The organism is Kitasatospora albolonga, assembly GCA_002082585.1.
Taxonomy (GTDB): Bacteria; Actinomycetota; Actinomycetes; order Streptomycetales; family Streptomycetaceae; genus Streptomyces; species Streptomyces stephensoniae.
Genome location: CP020563.1, coordinates 4,481,814 through 4,501,775, shown reverse-complemented (window position 1 = coordinate 4,501,775; position 19,962 = coordinate 4,481,814). Strand labels below are relative to the sequence as shown.

Below are 19,962 nucleotides of genomic sequence, written 5' to 3'. Positions count from 1 at the left end.
CCCCTCACCGCGCCCCCGCCTCCGCTCCCTCCGCCGCCAGCTGCGTCGTCGCCAGCTCGCGGTAGAGCTCGTCCCCGTCGATCAGCTCCTCGTGCGTGCCGGCCGTGCGGACCCGGCCCTCCTCCAGGACCACGATGCGGTCCGCGTGGCGGACGGTGGACAGGCGGTGGGCGATGACCAACACCGTGGTCTGCTCGGCCAGTTCAAGGATGACATCGCGCAGCGCCTGCTCGTTGACCGCGTCCAGCTGCGAGGTCACCTCATCGAGGAGGAGCAGACGCGGGCGGCGCAGCAGGGCGCGGGCGATGGCGATGCGCTGGCGTTCGCCGCCGGAGAGGGTCACGCCCCGGTGGCCGACCGGCGTGTCCAGGCCCTCCGGCAGCCGGTCGACCAGGGCGTCCAGACGGGTCCGGGCGACCGCGTCCGCCAGCCGGTCGTCCGGGGCGTCCGGGGCGGCGAAGAGCAGGTTCTCGCGGAGGGTGCCCGCCAGGACCGGGGCGTCCTGTTCCACGTACGCGATCGAACCCCGCAGCTCGGCCAGCGGCCAGTCCCGGATGTCCCGGCCGTCCACGGTGATCGTGCCGCCGTCATGGTCGTAGAACCGTTCCAGCAGGCTGAACACCGTCGACTTGCCCGCCCCGGACGGGCCCACCAGCGCGACCATCCCGCCCGTCGGCACGTCGAACGTGACGCCCTTGTGGGCGGGGGCGCGCTCGTCCCCGTATCCGAAGGTGACCTCCTGGAAGGTGACCCGCAGCGGGCCGCCGCCCCCCTTCAACCCGCTGAAGCCCCCCGCCGGTTCGCCCGGCAGCGACTCCACCTCGTCGATCCTCCGTACGGCGGCGAGGCCGCTCTGGAGGCCCGTCCAGCCCTCGACCAGGCCGCCGATCGGGCCCATCAGGTAGAAGAGATAGAGCAGGAACGCGATCAGCGAGGAGATCTCCAGGGAGCCCGAGGCCACCCGCGCTCCGCCGACGCCCAGCACGGCCAGGAAGGCCAGTTGGATCGACATCATCATCGTGACGTCGGAGACCGAGGACCACTTCGCCACCGTCACGCCCCGGTCGTGCGCGTGCCGGGCCGCCCGCGCGACCGCCGCCGTCTCCCGCTCCTCCGCGCCGCTCGCCTTGACCGTACGGAACGCCTGGAGCACCCGGTCCAGCGCCGCGCCCATCGCCCCCACGGACTCCTGCGCGCGGAGCTGCGCGCGCTGAATACGGGGCATGAGCAAGGCCGTTACAGCTCCGATGCCGACGATCACCACCAGCGTCACGCCCAGCAGCGTCAGGTCCATGTACGCCATGAACGCGACCGTCCCCAGCAGCATCAGCACGCTGTTGAACGACTCGACCAGGCCGCTGGAGAGGACCGTCCGGAGGAGGGTGGTGTCGCTGGTGACGCGGGACTGGAGGTCACCGGGGGTGAGGCGGTCCACCGCCGGGACCTTCAACCGCATGATGCGGCCCACGAGTTGGTCGCGGGCGCGGAGGACGACGCCCTCCCCCGTACGGGCCATGAGGTAACGCCCGTACGCGGAGAGGCAGGCCCCGGCGAGGACGAGCGCGGTCAGCGCGACGAGCGGGGCCACGGGCGAGCGGTCGGCGGCGAACGCGTCGACGGCGTACTTCGCCATCAGCGGCATCGCCAGCCCGGCCGCCGAACCGGTCAGGGAGAGGAGCCCCGCCCGGAGGAGGACGCCCTGGTGGGGGCGGACCCGGGTGAGGAGGAGGCGCAGGGGGGAGGGGCCGGGCGTCTCCGGACCTGGTGGCGCCTGTGATGCCTGCTCGGCGGGGGGCTCCGTCCCCTCGGGCCGCTTATCCTGCTCCGCCGTCGTCCCCGCCACCGTGCCCACCCGGACCCCCTTCGCGTACCTTCACCACCATCAAAGGACGCAGATCGGCCGCTTCCGCCTGCTCGCCGACCGTACGTCCCCCCGCCTGTACCCAAGCATGCGGCGCGAACGGGGGTGCTGTCCGGACCCCGGCGCACCACTCGGGCCAGACGCCGGACATCCGGCAGGCCAGGGCGATGGCGACGGAGCGGGGCAGGCAGCCGTAACGGCCCGCGCAGCGGCGGCTGGTGGCGATGACGGCCTCGTACGCCTCCAGCGTCTCGTCGTACGTGGCGGGGCGCGCGCCCCTGCTGCACCGGGTCAGCACCCGACGCAGGCGGCCCGGGTTGAGCGGGGCCAGGACGAACGCGGCGGCGATCGCGGCGCGCAGCCGCAGACCGCCCGGGCCCGCACCCCGGCGGGGCATGGTCATCTCGGTGGTCATGGGCGCAGGATCTTCGCCTCGACCAGCTGGCGGGTCAGTTCGGCGACGTCCGACTCCGCCTCGGCACGGTCGACGTCGAACTCGGCGACGATCCGCTCGATGGCGGCTTCGGGCGCCTGCCCGGCGGCCAGGGTCTCGACAACGATGACGCTGGTGTCGTTCAACTGCCAGTAGCTGCCGCTCTTTTCATCGAGCAGGACACCGCCGTACTCGGTCGTCGTGACGGCGATGCCTTTTCTGAGCTTCACAGGGATGCCTCGCTGGTCATGGTCGTGGCCGTGGCTGCGGCCGTGTTCGTGGGGGTCAACTGCGGGCTGTTCCAGGCGTTCTCCGCTGTGCGGAGCCAGGTCTCCCCGGCCACGGTCGAGCTGACGGAGTGCTCGACAAGAACCGGCGAGAAGGGTTCGGCGGCGAGCCGGCGCAGCTGCCGGGCGTCGACCAGGCCGTGTTCGGCGAGCCGGGAGCCGGTCCACAACTCCGCCAGTTCCTCGGCGTGTTCGCTGAGGCCCTGGTGTTCGTCGGAGGCCATGTGGTCCTTCGTCGTACGGGCCAGCAGCGCATCCGGCACCACCCCGCGCATCGCTTCGGCGAGCAGCGGCTTGTAGCGCCAGGGGGCGATCCGCTCCGACAGGCGTACGGCGAGGGTCGCCTCCAGGACCCGGTCGTCGTAGAAGGGCGCGGCGACCGGCAGCCCGATCGTCATGCCGATGTCCTCCATCGCCTGGAAGTGCCGGGCTCCCATCCGTACCGCGTCGATGTCCACGTGCCGCCCCCGCCACGGGTCGATCGGCTCGGCGTGCTCGGCGGCGGCCCGGAACTCCTCGGTGATCAGGGCGCGGGCGCGCTCGGTCAGCCAGGGGTGCAGGGACTGCCGGACACCCCAGGAGAGCAGCGGGGTGCGGGCGACGGGCTGCGGGGCGGTGGTGACCGCGCCCGCGAGCCAGCGCGGGAACGGGGAGCGGTCCGCCAGGGCCTTCACCGTGGGCAGGAGGGGCCAGCCGAGCTGGTGGCGCAGGGCGCTGAGGCGGTTCCAGGCGGTGAGCGGGTTGCCGTGGAAGAGGTCCTGGTAGGTGTGGGGCAGGCCGAGGAAGAGTTCGTCGCCGCCGTAGCCGGTGAGGTGGTAGCGCGATCCGGTGGCGTGCGCGCGGCTCAGGAGGAGGTGCGCGCGGGCGCGGCCGGGGGCGACGGGGAGCGGTTCGTCGTTCAGCTCGTCGGCGAAGGAGGCGAGACCGGCGTAGAAGTAGGGGGTGTCGGCGGCGGGGATGAGGTGATGGTCCAGTCCGGGGACGCCTGCGCCCTTTCCGGTGCCGGTACCGGTGGTGGGGGCGTTCCTTCGCGCTTCCTCCACCGCGCGGCGGGCCCAGCCCTCGTCCTCGCTGTAACGGTCCCGGGCGGCCACGGTCAGCAGGGAGAGCGTCGCCGGGCCCGTCTCCCGGGCGGCGAAGGTGAGGGCGGTGGAGTCCATCCCGCCGGAGAGCTCGCAGCTGATCCGGTCCAGGCCGCCGACATGGGCGCGTACGGAGGCGGCGACAGCGTCCCCGAGCCTGCGGGCGCCCTCCTCGAGGGAGAGCTCCGGCGCCGGGGGCTCCCACCAGCGGTGCTCACGGGGGCCGGGGGCGGCGGCCGTGCCCGGTGCTGCGGCGGGCAGGGCGATTCCGTACCCGGCCCCGGCCTCGTGCACGCCCTGCCAGAGGGCGCGGCGGCTGAGGGGGTGCGGCAGGAAGTCGAGAAGGCGCAGGGCGAGCGCGCCGTCGTCCAGGGGGGCGCCGGTCAGGTGGGCGAGGACGGCGGGGCGGTCGGAGGCGATGGTCCCGGCCTCGGGGTGCCGGGCGTGGTAGATCCGGCGCAGCCCGGAGGCGGTGCCGCGCATCCAGATCTCGCCGGAGAGCCGGGCGACCACGTGGTGGAGGCCGGGCAGCCGGGCGAGGCGGCGCTCCAGGGCGGCCCGGTCGCGGGCGCCCTCCAGGAGCCCGGCGAGTACGGCCTCGGGGACGCGGTCCGGGCCGATGAGGACGAGGGCGTCGTCGCCCCGGGCCAGGTGGCTGACCTTGCGGACCAGCGGGCGGGCGACGATCCAGGGGCGGCCCGAGGGGTGGGCGACGGTCAGGACGTCACCCACCCCTGTGGCCGCTTCCGATGCGGGAAGCCGCCCGGCGACCGCGTGGCCCGCCACGCTGTCCGGCAGGACGACGAAGTAGTCACGCAGCAGGCCGGGCATCTTCACCTTTCGGAAGTTCTCACACCGTGCACAGGGAACCGGTCGGCGGATCAGATGATGCGCCGGCTCCAGAACTCCTTGTACGAACCGATGAAGTAACCGGCGGTCTTCTTCGAAAAGTCGCCCTGCTTGAACAGCGACGGCTTCACGTAAGCCTTCTTCTGCTGCTTCATGACACCTACCTCTCTGTACGGTTGACGACCGTTATGCCCAAATAGCTTCTGCATAACTGGAGTTATTGATGCGACTGGTGTTCACCGGGTGAACACCAGAGCCATCATGTCCCGCTGGCGGAGCGGTACGCGTGATTCCGACTTACCTCGCAAAGTTGGCTGGATAGCGTGAGCGCCACAGCGCCGGTGCGGGGCGGTCCGCCGCCCCGCACCGCACCGACCGGTCGGCATGTGCAGTCGCACACCGCCAGACCCTGGCGGGGCAGTGGACTGGACCAATGAGCGGTCGCGGCGGCCGGACCGGGCAGTGAGCTGGCAAGAGAGCGGGGAGCCGTCGGCGCGGCGGGGGAACCAGCCGGAACCCGGCCCTCGGCGCCTCTCGGGCCGCCTTACCTCAGGGACGGCGGTCGCGCCACCGACATCGGCGTAATCAGGCGAACACGCCCTGCCGTACGGTAAAGGGCGCTACAAGTAGCCATTCGGCCAAGACGATCACCCACGAAGGCCGCCCCAGGGCTCCCAAAAGCCCTTTCCGTCCCGGCCGGGCTTGGTTTCCGGTGCGGCCAGGCTTCGTTTCCGGCCCGGACACGCCTCTGCTCCGGCCCGGCAGGGCCTCGGTTTCGGCCCGGCAGACTTCGGCTTCGGCCCGGCAGGGCCCCGGCTCCGCGCCTCAACCGTCCCTCAGCGGGCCCAATGAGCGGGCCCTCAGCGGCCCCGCCACCCGCCCGCCTCGCGCACCCGGTACACGCCCCAGGCCGCCGTACCGGCGCCCAGCAGCAGCGGGACCATGCCGTAGCCGACGAGCGTCCCCGAGTGGGCGTACCACCGGCCGCCCTCGAACACCTGGGTCGCGGTGATCGTCTCGGGGTCGTTCTTGCCGTCGTGGTCCGCGAAGGTGATCCGCGTACGCCCGGTCTCGGCCCGCTTCGGCATGCCGTCGACATGGACGCGCAGCGCCTCGCGGGCGGCCCGGGCCTTCTCCGCGTCGTTGGCCCGCTGCTGGGCGGGGCTCTGGCCGAAGCAGTGCCAGACGGTCTGCCCCTTCTCGGCGCGGGTGTCGTGGCAGGTGATCCGGCCGAAGGTCTCCACCCGCATCCCGAACACACCGGAGAGCCCCGTACCGGTCACCACGATGAAGGCCCCCAGCGCGAACAGGACCGTCCCCACGAGGACGAGCCAAGCGCCCTTGAGGCGCCCCCGGTCCCACCGCGGCCCCGGCGTCCGGCCCGGCACCCGCCCTGGTTCCCGCTCCTGCTCCGGCCGCGTCTCCGGCACCCGTCCCGGCGCCTGTCCCTGCTCCGGCCGCGTCCCCGGCCCCGGTACCGCCCCCGGCTCCCGCCCCTGCTTGTCGTCGTCCCCTGCCTGCGTAGCCGTCATGGCGCACCGCCCCCGTTCCGCGTGCCGCCCGCGTCCCCCGCGCGCGTAACCACCGTTGCCTGCCGTTCCGTTCCCGCACGGCTGTTCCCGTAGTGTCCCAGGACACGCCACAGGGGCGGTACCTCCGTTACGGAGGTACCGCCCCTGTGGGACGTACTCAGGACATCGATCGTCCAACGGGAGACAGTGAGGTCTCCGCGGTCGATCAGAAGTCCATGTCACCGCCCGGCATGCCACCCGGGGCGGCCGCGCCGGCCTTCTCGGGCTTGTCGGCGATGACGGCCTCGGTGGTGAGGAAGAGCGCGGCGATGGAGGCGGCGTTCTGCAGGGCGGAGCGCGTGACCTTCGCCGGGTCGAGAATGCCCTCGGCGATCATGTCGACGTACTCGCCGGTCGCGGCGTTGAGGCCGTGACCGATCGGCAGGTTGCGGACCTTCTCCACGACGACGCCACCCTCGAGACCACCGTTGACGGCGATCTGCTTGAGCGGGGCCTCAAGCGCGAGCTTCACGGCGTTGGCGCCGGTCGCCTCGTCGCCCGTGAGGTCGAGCTTGTCGAAGACGGCCGAAGCCTGGAGCAGGGCCACGCCACCACCGGCGACGATGCCCTCCTCGACGGCGGCCTTGGCGTTGCGCACCGCGTCCTCGATGCGGTGCTTGCGCTCCTTGAGCTCCACCTCGGTGGCGGCGCCGGCCTTGATGACGGCCACGCCGCCGGCCAGCTTCGCGAGGCGCTCCTGGAGCTTCTCGCGGTCGTAGTCCGAGTCGGAGTTCTCGATCTCGGCACGGATCTGGTTGACGCGGCCCTGAACCTGGTCGCTGTCACCGGCACCGTCGACGATCGTGGTCTCGTCCTTGGTGATGACGACCTTGCGGGCGCGGCCGAGCAGGTCCAGGCCGGCGTTCTCCAGCTTGAGACCGACCTCCTCGGAGATCACGGTGCCACCGGTGAGGATGGCGATGTCCGCGAGCATGGCCTTGCGGCGGTCGCCGAAGCCCGGGGCCTTGACGGCGACGGACTTGAACGTGCCCTTGATCTTGTTGACGACCAGGGTGGAGAGCGCCTCGCCCTCGACGTCCTCGGCGATGATCAGCAGCGGCTTGCCCGACTGCATGACCTTCTCCAGCAGCGGGATGAGGTCCTTGACGCTGCCGACCTTCGAGTTGACGATCAGGATGTACGGGTCGTCGAGCGACGCCTCCATACGCTCCATGTCGGTGGCGAAGTAGGCCGAGATGTAGCCCTTGTCGAAGCGCATGCCCTCCGTCAGCTCGAGCTCCAGACCGAAGGTCTGGGACTCCTCGACGGTGATGACGCCTTCCTTGCCGACCTTGTCCATCGCCTCGGCGATCTTCGCGCCGATCTCGGTGTCGGCGGCGGAGATGGAGGCGGTCGAAGCGATCTGCTCCTTGGTCTCCACGTCCTTGGCCTGCTCCAGCAGGGCGGCGGAGACGGCCTCGACGGCCTTCTCGATGCCACGCTTGAGGGCCATCGGGTTGGCGCCCGCGGCGACGTTGCGCAGACCCTCGCGGACGAGAGCCTGGGCGAGAACGGTGGCGGTGGTCGTACCGTCACCGGCGACGTCGTCCGTCTTCTTGGCGACCTCCTTGACCAGCTCCGCACCGATCTTCTCGTACGGGTCCTCGAGCTCGATCTCCTTGGCGATGGATACACCATCGTTGGTGATCGTGGGCGCGCCCCACTTCTTCTCGAGGACGACGTTACGGCCCTTGGGGCCGAGGGTGACCTTGACGGCGTCGGCGAGCTGGTTCATCCCGCGCTCGAGACCGCGCCGTGCCTCCTCGTCGAACGCGATGATCTTGGCCATGTGAAGTGGTCCTCCCGGACAGGGGTGGATTGCTCCGGACCGAGAGGCGCCCGCGACGGACGGCCTGCGGCGTGGTGGTTCCTTGCCCCACCGCGCCTGCGGGCCTCACCGGCCCGGTCCAAGTTCTGTCACTCTCACCTGGAGAGTGCTAATGCCAATGATTAGCACTCGACCCCCGAGAGTGCAAGCGCCTCGGGGGCGAACACCGGCCACGCGCCCCCGCGCGCACGAAGGGCCCGATCCCCTGATCGCTCCGGGGTCGGGCCCTGCGTGCGTGAGTCGTGAGTGCTGTCGTCGGCCGGCCGTGCCGGGCTCGGCCTCAGCCGACGGCGAGCTTGACCATGTCGGCCTGGGGCCCCTTCTGGCCCTGCGAGATCTCGAATTCAACTCGCTGACCCTCTTCGAGGGTGCGGTACCCGTCCATCTGGATCGCGCTGTAGTGGACGAAAACATCCGCACCACCGTCGACCGCGATGAAGCCGTACCCCTTCTCCGCGTTGAACCACTTGACGGTGCCCTGAGCCATGCCTAACTCCCCTATTACTGGCCCTTGCACGGGACCGCACTTCGCGGCCCCGGGTCGGAACCCACCCTCCGACAGGAGAGGGTGCGCGGCGCCGTAGCGCGTCGACCGCGGCTGAATGTATCCGCCCAACTGCCCTCTGCAACAGGTCAATCGGACGAGAATTCCGGGCACGGCTGAACGCCCGAATATGCGGGATTGCTGAAATTTACGGGCAAGTCGGGCCCGGCAAAGGCCACTTATGCCTCAAGGGGTTCACGCACTTTGGCTACTTCTTATCGGGGCCGGGCGCATTCTCATATGCGGGCGGCACACGCAGCGAAGGGGGCTTCCCCAACTCTACCGTGCTCAACCATGCAGAATTGCCCCCTCCGCTTTGCGCTGCGGAGGGGGCAATCAGGGGTGAGCGGGCGTCAGCAGCCGCCGGCCACGGCCGGGATGATCGAGATACCGGCGCCGTCCGGGGTGGCCGCGTCGAGGCCGCCCTCGAAGCGGACGTCGTCGTCGTTGACGTACACGTTCACGAAGCGGCGCAGCTTGCCCTGGTCGTCCAGGACGCGGGCGGCGATGCCCGGGTGGTCCTTCTCCAGGGACTCGATGACCTCGGCGAGCGTGGCGCCCTCGGCCGGGACCTCGGCCTGGCCGCCCGTGTACGTGCGGAGGATGGTGGGGATGCGGACCTTGACGCTCATGGCGGTCGCCTTTCTGGCTGCTGCGGTCGGGGTGGTCAGGCGGAGGCGAGGCCCGCGGCGCGGAACGCGTCCAGGCTCGGCTTGATGGTGGCCGTCGCCTGCGAGGTCGCGGAGACCGCGTCCAGCGTCTTGAGCCCGTCACCGGTGTTCAGGACGACGGTGGTGAGCGCCGGGTCGATCACCCCGGCCTCGATCAGCTTCTTCGTCACGCCGACCGTCACCCCGCCCGCCGTCTCGCCGAAGATGCCCTCGGTGCGCGCCAGCAGCTTGATCGCGTCGACGACCTGCTCGTCGTTCACGTCCTCCACCGCGCCGCCCGTGCGGCGGGCGATGTCCAGGACGTACGGGCCGTCCGCCGGGTTGCCGATGGCCAGGGACTTGGCGATGGTGTTCGGCTTCTGGGGCCGTACGACGTCGTGACCGGCCTTGAAGGCGGCGGAGACCGGGGAGCAGCCCTCGGCCTGGGCGCCGAAGATCTTGTACGGCCGGTCCTCGACCAGACCCAGCCTGATCAGCTCCTGGAACCCCTTGTCGATCTTCGTCAGCTGGGAGCCGGACGCGATCGGGATGACGATCTGGTCGGGCAGCCGCCAGCCGAGCTGCTCGCAGATCTCGTACGCCAGGGTCTTGGAGCCCTCGCCGTAGTACGGGCGCAGGTTGACGTTGACGAAGCCCCAGCCCTCGCCGAGCGGGTCGCCGATCAGCTCGGAGCAGAAGCGGTTCACATCGTCGTAGTTGCCCTCGATGCCGACCAGTTCACCGCCGTACACCGCGGCCATGACGACCTTGCCCTGCTCCAGGTCGTGCGGGATGAAGACGCAGGAGCGCAGTCCGGCGCGGGCGGCGGCGGCGCCGACGGCACCGGCCAGGTTGCCCGTGGAGGAGCAGGAGAGGGTGGTGAAACCGAAGGCGCGGGCGGCCTCGACGGCGATCGCGACGACGCGGTCCTTGAAGGAGTGCGTCGGGTTGCCGGAGTCGTCCTTGACGTACAGACCGCCGGTGACGCCCAGCTCACGGGCGAGGTTGTCGGCCTTGACCAGCTTGGTGAAGCCGGGGTTCAGGTTGGGCTTCTCCGCCACGTCCGCGGGGACCGGCAGGAGCGGGGCGTAGCGCCAGATGTTGTCGGGACCGGCCTCGATGCGCTTGCGCAGCTCCTCCGGGTCACCGGCGGGCAGGTCGTACGCCACTTCCAGTGGCCCGAAACAGGACGCACAGGCGAAAAGCGGGCCGAGCTCGAAACGCTCGCCGCACTCGCGGCAGGAAAGCGCCACGGCGGGACCGAGGTTCACGGAAGCGGTGGTGGCATTACCTGCGACGGTCTGAACAGCCATGATGGCGGAGGCCCTTTCTCCTCATCTTCCTCGCGGCGCGTTTCGCCGCAAGACGGAATTGGCACCTTCCCCACCGTGACCTCGCGGCCGGTAGGAGGGTTGCCGGGACTTCAACGGGCCGTTCCCTCAGTCCCTCTGGATGAGCTCTGTGGCACTGGATCTTCGATCCAGGCGTTTGTGTGCGGACGGACCCCGACATGCGACGGTCATCCGCGTTGTTCAAGACTGTAACCGAAGGAGTGGACGGTTGAGATAGTCGTCCGAACGGCGAGATGGATCACATACGAGGGGTGCCGACCGTGCTCGAAGAGGTGGAACGCTGGCTGACCAGGCGTTCCTGGTCGTCCGCCGACCGCCCGCTGGACCGGCTCACCGACGCCCGGAACGCCGAACCGCACCGCACCTCGGTGAGTGTGGTGCTGCCCGCGCTGAACGAGGAGGCCACGGTCGGCGCGATCGTGGCCACGGTCCGGCGGGAGCTGATGGAGAAGGTCCGGCTGGTGGACGAGCTGGTGGTGATCGACTCCGGTTCCACCGACGCCACCGCCGCCGTCGCGGCGGAGGCCGGGGCCCGGGTGGTCCACCGGGACGCGATCCTGCCGAGGGTCCCGGCCCTGCCCGGCAAGGGCGAGGTGCTCTGGCGGTCGCTCCTGGTGACCAGCGGGGAGATCGTCTGCTTTGTCGACGCCGACCTCAAGGACTTCTCCGCGGACTTCGTCTCGGGGACGGTCGGCCCGCTGCTCACCGATCCGACCGTGCAGTTCGTCAAGGCGATGTACGACCGTCCGTTCGGTGACACCGCAGGTCAGGGCGGTCGTGTCACCGAGCTGGTGGCCCGCCCGCTGCTCAATCTGCACTGGCCGCAGCTGGCCGGTTTCGTGCAGCCGTTGGGCGGCGAGTACGCGGTGCGGCGCTCGCTGCTGGAGCGGCTGCCGTTCCCGGTCGGTTACGGAGTGGAACTGGGGCTCCTGGTCGACGCGCTGCACACCGTGGGCCTGGACGCGCTGGGCCAGGTCGATGTCGGCGTACGGCGCCACCGCCACCAGGACGGGCAGGCGCTGGGCCGGATGGCGGCGGCGATCTACCGCACGGCTCAGCTGCGGCTCTCCCGGGGCCATCTGGTGCGGCCCGCGCTGACGCAGTTCGAGCGGGGCGCGGAGGGGTTCGTGCCGCGCACCCACGCGGTGGACACGGAGGAACGGCCGCCGATGCGGGAGATCGAGGAGTACGCGCAGCGGTGGGCGGCGTGATGGTGGTGGCCCGTCCTCCGGACGCGCGTTTGGCGGCTTCCCTTACGGGCTAGGTTCCGCTACATGGTCACCGAGCATGCCGAAGCCACCGCCCCGTCCACTGCCCAGGTTCTCGTCGCGTCCAACCGCGGCCCGATCACGTACACGCTCGGCGAGGACGGAACGCTCGACGCCAAGCGCGGCGGCGGGGGTCTCGTCTCCGGGCTGAGCGCCGTCGACGACAAGCTGTGGGTCTGCGCGGCCCTCGGGGACGGCGACCGCGAGGCGGTGCGGCGGGGGGTCGGTGAGCCGGGCGTACGGATGCTCGACATCGATGCCGGGGTCCACGCCGACGCGTACAACGGCATCGCCAACTCCGTGCTGTGGTTCGTCCACCACCTGCTGTACCAGACCCCCGTGGAGCCGGTCTTCGACGCGGAGTTCCGGCGCCAGTGGGCCGCGTACGAGGCGTACAACCGGGCCTTCGCCCAGGCGCTCGCCGAGGAGGCGGGCCCGGAGGCGGCGGTGCTGGTCCAGGACTACCACCTGGCCCTGGTCCCCGGGATGCTCCGCGAGCTGCGCCCGGACCTGCGGATCGGCCACTTCTCGCACACCCCGTGGGCGCCCGTGGACTACTTCCGGCTGCTGCCCGACGACATCGCCGAGCAGCTGCTGCGGGGCATCCTCGGCGCGGACCGGGCCGCGTTCCTGACCCGGCGGTGGGCGGACGCGTTCATCGGCTGCTGTACGGAGATCCTCGGCGGGACCGGCCGGACCCGGATCGGGGTGCACGGGCTGGGGGCGGACGCGGACTTCCTGCGGCGGCGCTCGCGCGAGGCGGACGTGGACGAGCGGATGGCGGCGCTGCGGGAGCAGGTGGGCGAGGGCCGGAAGACGATCGTGCGGGTGGACCGCACCGAGCTGTCGAAGAACATCGTGCGCGGCCTGCACGCGTACCGGACCCTGCTGGAGACCCGCCCCGAGTGGCGCGAGCGCGTGGTCCACGTGGCCTTCGCCTACCCCTCCCGCCAGGACCTCGCGGTCTACCGGGACTACACGGCGGCGGTGCAGACCCTGGCCACGGAGATCAACGGGGCGTACGGCACGGAGAGTTGGACACCCGTCGTCCTCCATGTGAAGGACGACTTCGCCCGCTCGCTCGCCGCGTACCGGCTGGCGGACGTGGCGCTGGTCAACCCGATCCGCGACGGGATGAACCTGGTCGCCAAGGAGGTCCCCGTCGTCTCCGACCAGGGCTGCGCGCTGGTGCTGTCGCGGGAGGCGGGGGCGTACGAGGAGCTGGGCGAGGACGCGATCGTGGTGAACCCGTACGACGTGGTGGGCACGGCCGACGCGCTGCACGAGGCCCTGTCGATGGGCGCCGAGGAGCGGACGGGCCGCACGAAGCGGCTGGCGGAGGCGGCGACCGCGCTCCCGCCGCAGCGGTGGTTCCTGGATCAGCTGGAGGCGCTGCGGCAGGAGTGAGGGGGGCGCCTACAGCTGATCCGCCAGGGCCGCCAGGAAGTCCACCACGGCGGCCGGGCCCGGGACCAACAGGTCGGCGCGCTCCGCCAGTTCGGGCACCTCGGCGCTGCCGCTGCACACCAGCAGCCCCGGAATGCCGTCCGGGCCGCCGCCGCGCAGCTTCTCCACCGCGGCGAAGGCGGCGAGGTCCCCGAGGTCGTCGCCCGCGTACAGGACGGACCCGGCGCCGACCTCGGCGACGTACGACTCCAGAGCCACGCCCTTGTCCATGCCCGGCGGGCGCAACTCCAGGACCTGGCGGCCCGGTTCGAGGATCAGCCCGTGGCGGGCGGCCAGCTCGCCGAGGGGGCCGCGCAGGGTCTCGAAGGCTGCCCGCGGGTCCGGGGCGCGGCGGGTGTGGACGGCGACGGCCTGCCCCTTCTCCTCGATCCAGGTGCCGCGCCAGAAGTCGAACTCGTGCAGTACGCCGGGGAGTTCGGCCCTCGCCTCGGCGACGCCGGGGTGCGGTGCGGGGGCCTGGACGGTGCCGGTCGCGGCGTCCCAGCGCTCGGCGCCGTAATGGCCGAGGACGACGAGGTGATCGAGGCCGGGGACACCGGCGAAGCCGCCGTAGCGTACGGCCACACCTGCGGGGCGGCCGGTGATCACGGCGACGGAGGCGACCTTCGGGGCGAGCGCGGCGAGCGCTTCCACGGCGCCGGGGTGGGCGCGGGCGTGCTCGGGGTCGGGGACGATGTCGGCGAGCGTGCCGTCGAAGTCGAGGGCGATGACCGCGCGGCCGGGGCGGGCGAGGACGGCCTCCAGGCCCTCGCGGCCGGCCGGGGTGGTCGGAGTCGGGATCGGGACCGGCGGCTGTACGGAGTGGCTGCCCATGGGGTGAGCCTAATCCAGGGCGCGGGCACTGGGGCCAGGTCCGGGCGAACGGGCCCGGCCGCTCACCTTGCCGGAAGCCGGAAGGCAGCCGTTCCGGATGTCTGCCGTGCCCTGCGGGTGAGGTACCGCGCCCGGACTGCCATCATGCGGAGCCGGGGGCGGGCCCCGGCACGGGGGCCGCGTGATGTGAGAAGAGCGTGACGCGCATGCCGGAGATACAGACTGATGCCCTGGGCACGGCCGGGGCCGTGTTCATGCTGGTCCTGGCGCTGGGCTGTGCGGGGTGGGGAGGGCTGGCCGTGCTCCGGCCGCACCGGCCGCCGCAGCCGATCACGGGACCCGTGTGGCTGGCCCGCGTCTGGGGCCTCAGCTATGTGCTGCTGGGCACCGTTCTGGCTGCCAGGGCGGTGGGCCAGCTGTTCGGCGAGAAGGCGGGCTGGGCGGTGACCCTGATCCACGGGGCCGCCGGACCGCTCATGATCTTCTCGGTGGCCGTGGGGTTCGCGTGCCGGTGGCGGACGCGCCGTGAGGCCGGTGACGACGCCGATGGCGGACGCCACGTACGGCAACGGCAGACGTGAGGCGCGCGTCTCAGCGTCTCCCCCGCCGCTCCTCCTTCAGCCGACGCAGGCGGTTCACCGTGACCGGGTCCTCGCGGAGCGCCCGCTCGTCCTCGATCAGTGCGTCGAGGAGCTGGAAGTAGCGGACCGGGGAGATGCCGAGCTCCTCCCGGATCGCCCGCTCCTTCGCCCCGGGCCCGGCCCAGGGCCGCCGCTCCAGCGCGAGCACCGCCCGCGCCCGCGCGGACAGCTCCACCGGAGGGGAGGCGCCGGGACCGGGGTCGCGATCGGTGTCCGGGACGTCTCGATCGGCGTCCGGGTCGGGGGCAGTGCCCGGGTCGGGGGCGGAAGCGGTCATACGACCAACCTAACCGCGCCCTCCGACACCGCGCCCGCCCGCGCCACGGCGCCCTACTCCGCGTTCTCCGCCCTCGTCGCCTCCGCGGCTATCGCCCCGAGTACCCGCTCCGGGCTCCCGCCGGGCGCGACCGCCTCGCCGATGTTCGTCTTGATCGACTCGCTCACCGTCGCCCAGGACGTCTTGCCGAACGGGGGCAGCTGGGAGTTGGGGAGCGCCGCCAGGAACTCGCGCAGCTTCGCGTGCTTGGCGTCGGTCTCCATCTCGGCGGACGCGCTGCCGGTCACCGGGAGCAGGTCGTACTCGTCGGCGAAGGCGAGCACGTTCTCGTCGGAGTAGGCGTAGTCGAAGAACTTGCCGATCGCCTGGCGGTTGCCGTTCTGCTTGAAGCCCATCATCCAGTCGGCGACGCCCATCGAGCCCTTCGTCGGCCCCTCGGCGCCGGGCAGCGGCACCATGCCGACCTTGATGCCCTTGGCCTCGGCCTCCTCCATCAGCGTGGGGTGGCCGTTGAGCATGCCGACCTCGCCCTTGGTGAACGCCTCGAACGCCTTCTCGCGGTCCAGCTTGCCCGGCGCGACGGGGCCGGTGAGGCCCTTGCCGACGAGGTTGTCCCGCAGCCAGCTGAACGTGGCGATGTTCTGGGCCGAGTCGATGTCGTACAGGCCGACGTCGTCGACGTAACCGCCGCTGTTGCTGAGCAGCCACATCAGCGTCTCGGCCTGGGACTCCTCCGGGCCGAGCGGCAGGGCGAACGGGGTGGTGACGCCCTTCGCCTTGAGCGCGGTGGCGTCCTTCTGGATGTCGTCCCAGGTCTCGGGGGCGTCCAGGCCCGCCTGGTCGAAGAGCTTCTCGTTGTAGAAGAGCAGCCGGGTGCTGGCGACGAACGGGAGCCCGTACAGCGTGCCGTCGACCTTGCCCGCGTCGGTGAGGGAGGGCAGGAAGTTCGCCTGGGTGGGGATGGAGATCATCTGGTCGGCGCTGTAGAGCTTGCCGTCCTTGGCGTAGTCGGCGTAGGCGCCGATCTGGGCGATGTCGGGGGCCCTGCCCGCCTTCACCATCTCGGCGACCTTGCGGTCGACGTCCTTCCAGGAGAGGACGTTGACCTCGACCTTGATGCCGGGGTTCTGCTTCTCGAAGCCCGCCGCGACACCGCTCCAGTACTTCTCGGAGCTGTTGGCCGAACTGGTGCCGTAGTCGGCGGCGACCAGCTTCAGGGTGACATCGCCCGAGCCGCTCTCACCGCCGCATCCCGACAACGTTGCCGTCAATCCCAGCGCGGCCACCACCGCGGTCATAACCGAAAAGCGCCGCTGCACAGCCTCGCCCATCCTCGTCGATCACCTGTCTCACGGACGGTGGGCGTCGCGTCGCCGTGCGGACTTCCCGGTCGGAGTTCCTGTCGGCCACGGCGGCACCACCCGTCCTGCCACCGTCCGGATGAACTGCGATTTTCCCCCACGGCCGAGGGGGAGGTCTACACCACAGGCGTATCGCTTCGGCAACGTATGCGGGCTTTGCGGCCCACAACTGGCTTACGGGCTATGGCAGTCGAGGCCCCGAACCCGTATGTTGGTCCAGACCATTGGCCGGGCCGCCCCCTGCCCCGAGCCCGATCCGGGTGCCCATTTCGTGGCTTTCCGGAAGGAAACGGTCCACCTTCACTCGTTCATCATTTTGTATGGGTGCGCAACAAACCACGCTAGTGGACTAGACCTTTTAGGGGTCGGCGGGCGAAACTGTCTCCCGTGAGACATGTCATCGCCCTCGATGTGGGCGGCACCGGAATGAAGGCCGCGCTGGTCGGGACCGACGGCACGCTGCTCCACGAGGCGCGGCGGGCCACCGGCCGGAAGCGCGGCGCCGACGCGGTCGTCGAGACCGTCCTCGCGTTCGCCGCGGAACTGCGCGCGTACGGCGAGGAGCACTTCGGCGAGAGCGCCGTGGCCGCCGGGGTCGCCGTGCCCGGCATCGTCGACGCCGAGAACGGGATCGCGATCTACTCCGCCAACCTGGGCTGGCGCGACGTACCGATGCGCGCCCTGCTGGGCGAGCGCCTCGGCAGGATTCCGGTCGCGCTCGGCCACGACGTACGCACCGGAGGGCTCGCCGAGGGCCGGATCGGGGCGGGCCGGGGCGCCGACCGCTTCCTGTTCGTGCCGCTGGGCACCGGCATCGCCGGGGCCATCGGGATCGCCGGGCGGATCGAGGCGGGCGCCCACGGGTACGCGGGCGAGATCGGCCACATCGTCGTCCGGCCGGACGGCCTGGACTGCAGCTGCGGCCAGCGCGGCTGTCTGGAGACCCTGGCCTCCGCCTCCGCGGTGACCCGGGCCTGGGCCGCCGCCTCCGGGGACCCCGAGGCGGACGCGGCCGACTGCGCCAAGGCCGTCGAGTCGGGCGACCCGGCGGCGATCGAGGTCTGGCGGAACGCGGTCGACGCGCTCGCCGCGGGCCTCGTCACCGCGCTGACCCTGCTGGACCCGCGCACGCTCATCATCGGTGGCGGTCTCGCCGAGGCCGGGGAAACCTTGTTCACACCACTGCGTGCGGCCGTCGAGGAACGCGTCACGTTCCAGAAGCTGCCCCACATCGTCCCGGCGGCCCTCGGGGACACCGCCGGATGCCTGGGCGCGGGGCTGCTCGCCTGGGATCTACTCGCCACGGAGGTATCCGCCTGATGGCCGGACGCGCAGCAGACAGCACGGTCCTCGCGGGTGCCCGGGTGGTCCTTCCCACCGGGACCGTCGAGGACGGCCGGGTGACCGTCGAGTCGGCCCGGATCTCCGGCTCCGAGCCGGAGGGCGCCCGGGTCGTCGACCTCACCGGCCACTGGGTGGTCCCCGGCTTCGTGGACATGCACAACCACGGCGGCGGCGGGGCCTCCTTCACCTCCGGCACCGTGGACGAGGTCCTCAACGGCATCCGTACGCACCGCGAGCACGGCACCACCACCCTGGTGGCCTCCATGGTCACCGGCGAGCTGGACTTCCTCGCCCGGCGCGCGGGCATCCTCTCCGAGCTGGTCGAGCAGGGCGACCTGGCGGGCCTCCACTTCGAGGGCCCGTTCATCTCGCCCTGCCGCAAGGGCGCCCACAGCGAGCAGCTGCTGCGCTACCCGGACCCGGCCGAGGTCCGCAAGCTGGTGGACGCCGGGCGCGGTACCGCCCGGATGGTGACCCTCGCCACCGAGCTGCCCGGCGGACTCGACTCCGTACGGCTGCTCGCCGACCTCGGGGTGATCGCCGCGATCGGCCACACCGACGCCACGTACGCGCAGACCGTCGAGGCGATCGACGCGGGCGCCACCGTCGCGACGCACCTGTTCAACGCGATGCCGCCCATCGCCCACCGCGAGCCCGGCCCGATCACCGCCCTCCTGGAGGACGACCGGATCACCGTCGAGCTGATCAACGACGGTACGCATCTGCATCCGGCGGTCCTGGAGCTGGCTTACCGCCACAAGGGCGCCGGCCGGGTCGCGCTGATCACCGACGCGATGGACGCGGCCGGGTTCGGTGACGGGCTGTACGACCTGGGCCCGCTCGCCGTCGAGGTCAGGGACGGCGTCGCCCGGCTGGTGGAGGGCGGCTCCATCGCGGGCTCCACCCTCACCCTGGACACCGCGTTCCGCCGGGCCGTCACCATCGACCGGATTCCGGTGGAGGACGTCGTACGGTCCATCTCGGCCAACCCCGCCCGCCTCCTGGGCGTCGACGACCGGGTCGGTTCGCTGGAGCCGGGCAAGGACGCGGACCTGGTGGTGCTCGACCAGGACTTCGTCCTGGCGGGCGTCATGCGCAAGGGCGAGTGGATCATCGAGCCGAAGACGGCCTGAAGTCTTTCGTCCTGCTGGGTATGTACTCGTTGGGCACGTAACGAAGAGATGGCGGTCGGAGCCCAGGACTGGGCCCGGCCGCCCTCCCTTTGGCATGATCACCAGCATCACGCGTCACCTTGATTGAGCACGCGTCACCATAAGAAGGTCACGCGGGCCGCTGAGAGTCAGGGGTTCGGGGGAATCGAGGGAGGGGGCGGACCAGGTGATCCTGACCGTCACTCTGAACGCCGCGCTCGATGTGACGTACACCGTCGACGCGCTCGTCCCGCACAGCAGCCACCGGGTCGGCGAGGTCACCGAGCGCCCCGGCGGCAAGGGGCTGAACGTCGCCCGGGTGCTGGGTGCGCTGGGCCACGACAGCGTGGTCACCGGCTTCGTCGGCGGGGCCACCGGAGACGTGCTGCGCGGCCTCCTCTCCCCGCTCCCGCCGCGTGACGCCCTCGTCCCGGTCGCCGGGAACACCCGCCGCACCCTCGCCGTCATCGACCGCTCGACCGGCGACACCACCCAGCTCAACGAGCCCGGACCGCAGGTCGGCCCCGCCGAATGGGCCGCCTTCCTGCGTACGTACGGGGAGCTCGTCGCGGACGCCGACGCGGTCGCCCTCTGCGGTTCGCTGCCGCCCGGCATCCATGTCGGGGCGTACGCGGAGCTGATCCGGACCGCCCGCGCCGCCTCCGTACCCGTGCTGCTGGACACCAGCGGCGAACCCCTGCGCCGGGGTGTCGCCGCCCGCCCCGACCTGGTCAAGCCGAACGCGGAGGAGCTGGCCCGGCTGACCGGCTTCCGCGAACCGCTGCGCGCCGCCGGGGACGCCCGTCGGCGCGGGGCCCACGCGGTGGTCGCCTCGCTGGGCCCCGAGGGCGTCCTCGCCGTCACCCCGCAGGGCACCTGGCGGGCCGCCCCGCCCACCGCCGTACGCGGCAACCCGACCGGGGCGGGCGACTCCGCGGTGGCCGGGCTGCTCTCGGCGCTGGCCGAGGGGCTCAACTGGCCGGAGCGGCTGGCGCGGGCGGTGGCCCTGTCGACGGCGACGGTGCTGGCCCCGGCGGCCGGGGAGTACGACGCGGCGGCCTACGCGGAGCTGCTGCCGCGCGTGCGGGTGGAACCGCACGTTCCGGCGCCCTGAGGCCGGATGTCCTGAGGCCGGAAAAGCCGCTGCCCCCGGAAGCTCCTCCGGGGGCAGCGGCTTTTCGAC

General features: G+C 71.6%; 18 protein-coding genes, 1 pseudogene and 1 riboswitch. Of the genes and pseudogenes, 7 read left to right on the top strand and 12 right to left on the bottom strand.

Annotated features, from left to right (window positions below; all coding sequences use genetic code 11):
• Positions 1-4: 4 nt before the first annotated feature.
• The 5 genes from B7C62_19690 to B7C62_19670 form a co-directional block, all read right to left on the bottom strand.
• Positions 5-1,852, bottom strand: coding sequence for an ABC transporter ATP-binding protein (locus B7C62_19690; protein ID ARF74212.1), 1,848 nt, complete (start codon positions 1,850-1,852; stop codon positions 5-7).
• Entirely contained in the window at positions 1,815-2,276 is a 462-nt protein-coding gene (locus B7C62_19685) for a polyketide beta-ketoacyl synthase (GenBank protein ARF74211.1), read from the bottom strand. Before B7C62_19685 ends, B7C62_19690 begins: the two co-directional genes overlap by 38 nt.
• The gene (locus tag B7C62_19680) at positions 2,273-2,524 is read right to left on the bottom strand and encodes an HPr-rel-A system PqqD family protein (protein ARF74210.1); all 252 of its coding nucleotides are present in this window, start codon (positions 2,522-2,524) and stop codon (positions 2,273-2,275) included. Before B7C62_19680 ends, B7C62_19685 begins: the two co-directional genes overlap by 4 nt.
• Positions 2,521-4,494 carry an asparagine synthase gene (locus tag B7C62_19675; GenBank protein ARF74209.1) on the bottom strand — a complete coding sequence of 658 codons (1,974 nt, stop codon included), beginning with the start codon at positions 4,492-4,494 and terminating at the stop codon, positions 2,521-2,523. Before B7C62_19675 ends, B7C62_19680 begins: the two co-directional genes overlap by 4 nt.
• A gap of 878 nt (positions 4,495-5,372) precedes the next feature.
• Complete coding sequence (locus B7C62_19670) at positions 5,373-5,900, bottom strand: hypothetical protein (protein ARF74208.1); 528 nt, start codon at positions 5,898-5,900, stop codon at positions 5,373-5,375.
• Between B7C62_19670 and B7C62_19665 the strand changes: the two are divergent.
• Positions 5,861-6,034, top strand: a pseudogene (locus tag B7C62_19665) (lipoprotein Hlp). The gene B7C62_19670 and the pseudogene B7C62_19665 sit on opposite strands and share 40 nt — an antisense overlap.
• 215 nt (positions 6,035-6,249) lie before the next feature.
• Here the strand turns inward: B7C62_19665 and B7C62_19660 are convergent.
• The 4 genes from B7C62_19660 to B7C62_19645 all read right to left on the bottom strand — a co-directional run bounded on the left by B7C62_19660 (position 6,250) and on the right by B7C62_19645 (position 10,418).
• On the bottom strand, positions 6,250-7,872 hold the full coding sequence (locus tag B7C62_19660) for a chaperonin GroL (protein ARF74207.1): 1,623 nt from the start codon (positions 7,870-7,872) through the stop codon (positions 6,250-6,252).
• 319 nt (positions 7,873-8,191) lie between these two features.
• Positions 8,192-8,398, bottom strand: coding sequence for a cold-shock protein (locus B7C62_19655; GenBank protein ID ARF74206.1), 207 nt, complete (start codon positions 8,396-8,398; stop codon positions 8,192-8,194).
• A 410-nt stretch (positions 8,399-8,808) separates the two neighbouring features.
• On the bottom strand, positions 8,809-9,087 hold the full coding sequence (locus tag B7C62_19650) for a molybdopterin synthase sulfur carrier subunit (GenBank protein ID ARF74205.1): 279 nt from the start codon (positions 9,085-9,087) through the stop codon (positions 8,809-8,811).
• 35 nt (positions 9,088-9,122) lie between these two features.
• Entirely contained in the window at positions 9,123-10,418 is a 1,296-nt protein-coding gene (locus B7C62_19645) for a threonine synthase (GenBank protein ID ARF74204.1), read from the bottom strand.
• Between the two features lie 18 nt (positions 10,419-10,436).
• Positions 10,437-10,564: riboswitch (SAM riboswitch) on the bottom strand.
• A gap of 153 nt (positions 10,565-10,717) precedes the next feature.
• Here B7C62_19645 and B7C62_19640 point away from each other — a divergent pair.
• Together B7C62_19640 and B7C62_19635 are read left to right on the top strand one after the other, a co-directional pair.
• The gene (locus tag B7C62_19640) at positions 10,718-11,668 is read left to right on the top strand and encodes a glucosyl-3-phosphoglycerate synthase (GenBank protein ID ARF77273.1); all 951 of its coding nucleotides are present in this window, start codon (positions 10,718-10,720) and stop codon (positions 11,666-11,668) included.
• A 63-nt stretch (positions 11,669-11,731) separates the two neighbouring features.
• On the top strand, positions 11,732-13,132 hold the full coding sequence (locus B7C62_19635; protein ID ARF74203.1) for a trehalose-6-phosphate synthase: 1,401 nt from the start codon (positions 11,732-11,734) through the stop codon (positions 13,130-13,132).
• 9 nt (positions 13,133-13,141) lie between these two features.
• Here the strand turns inward: B7C62_19635 and B7C62_19630 are convergent, their stop codons facing one another.
• Positions 13,142-14,005, bottom strand: a complete 864-nt coding sequence (locus B7C62_19630; protein ARF74202.1) for a trehalose-phosphatase — start codon at positions 14,003-14,005, stop codon at positions 13,142-13,144.
• A gap of 206 nt (positions 14,006-14,211) precedes the next feature.
• Between B7C62_19630 and B7C62_19625 the strand changes: the two genes are divergently transcribed.
• On the top strand, positions 14,212-14,586 hold the full coding sequence (locus tag B7C62_19625) for a hypothetical protein (GenBank protein ARF74201.1): 375 nt from the start codon (positions 14,212-14,214) through the stop codon (positions 14,584-14,586).
• Positions 14,587-14,596: 10 nt separating this feature from the next.
• Here B7C62_19625 and B7C62_19620 read toward each other — a convergent pair whose 3' ends face one another.
• Together B7C62_19620 and B7C62_19615 are read right to left on the bottom strand one after the other, a co-directional pair.
• Positions 14,597-14,923: a hypothetical protein gene (locus tag B7C62_19620; protein ARF74200.1), complete on the bottom strand. Its 327-nt coding sequence runs from the start codon at positions 14,921-14,923 to the stop codon at positions 14,597-14,599.
• Between the two features lie 53 nt (positions 14,924-14,976).
• Positions 14,977-16,254 (bottom strand): ABC transporter substrate-binding protein, encoded by a 1,278-nt coding sequence (locus tag B7C62_19615; GenBank protein ID ARF74199.1) that lies wholly within the window; start codon positions 16,252-16,254, stop codon positions 14,977-14,979.
• Between the two features lie 417 nt (positions 16,255-16,671).
• On the opposite strand from B7C62_19615, the gene B7C62_19610 reads away from it, so the two are divergent.
• From B7C62_19610 to B7C62_19600, 3 genes are all read left to right on the top strand, one after another.
• Positions 16,672-17,604: a sugar kinase gene (locus B7C62_19610; protein ID ARF74198.1), complete on the top strand. Its 933-nt coding sequence runs from the start codon at positions 16,672-16,674 to the stop codon at positions 17,602-17,604.
• Positions 17,604-18,761 carry an N-acetylglucosamine-6-phosphate deacetylase gene (locus B7C62_19605; GenBank protein ARF74197.1) on the top strand — a complete coding sequence of 386 codons (1,158 nt, stop codon included), beginning with the start codon at positions 17,604-17,606 and terminating at the stop codon, positions 18,759-18,761. The genes B7C62_19610 and B7C62_19605 overlap by 1 nt, the downstream gene beginning before the upstream one ends.
• A 205-nt stretch (positions 18,762-18,966) precedes the next feature.
• Positions 18,967-19,893 (top strand): 1-phosphofructokinase, encoded by a 927-nt coding sequence (locus B7C62_19600; GenBank protein ID ARF74196.1) that lies wholly within the window; start codon positions 18,967-18,969, stop codon positions 19,891-19,893.
• The last annotated feature ends 69 nt before the right edge of the window (positions 19,894-19,962 follow it).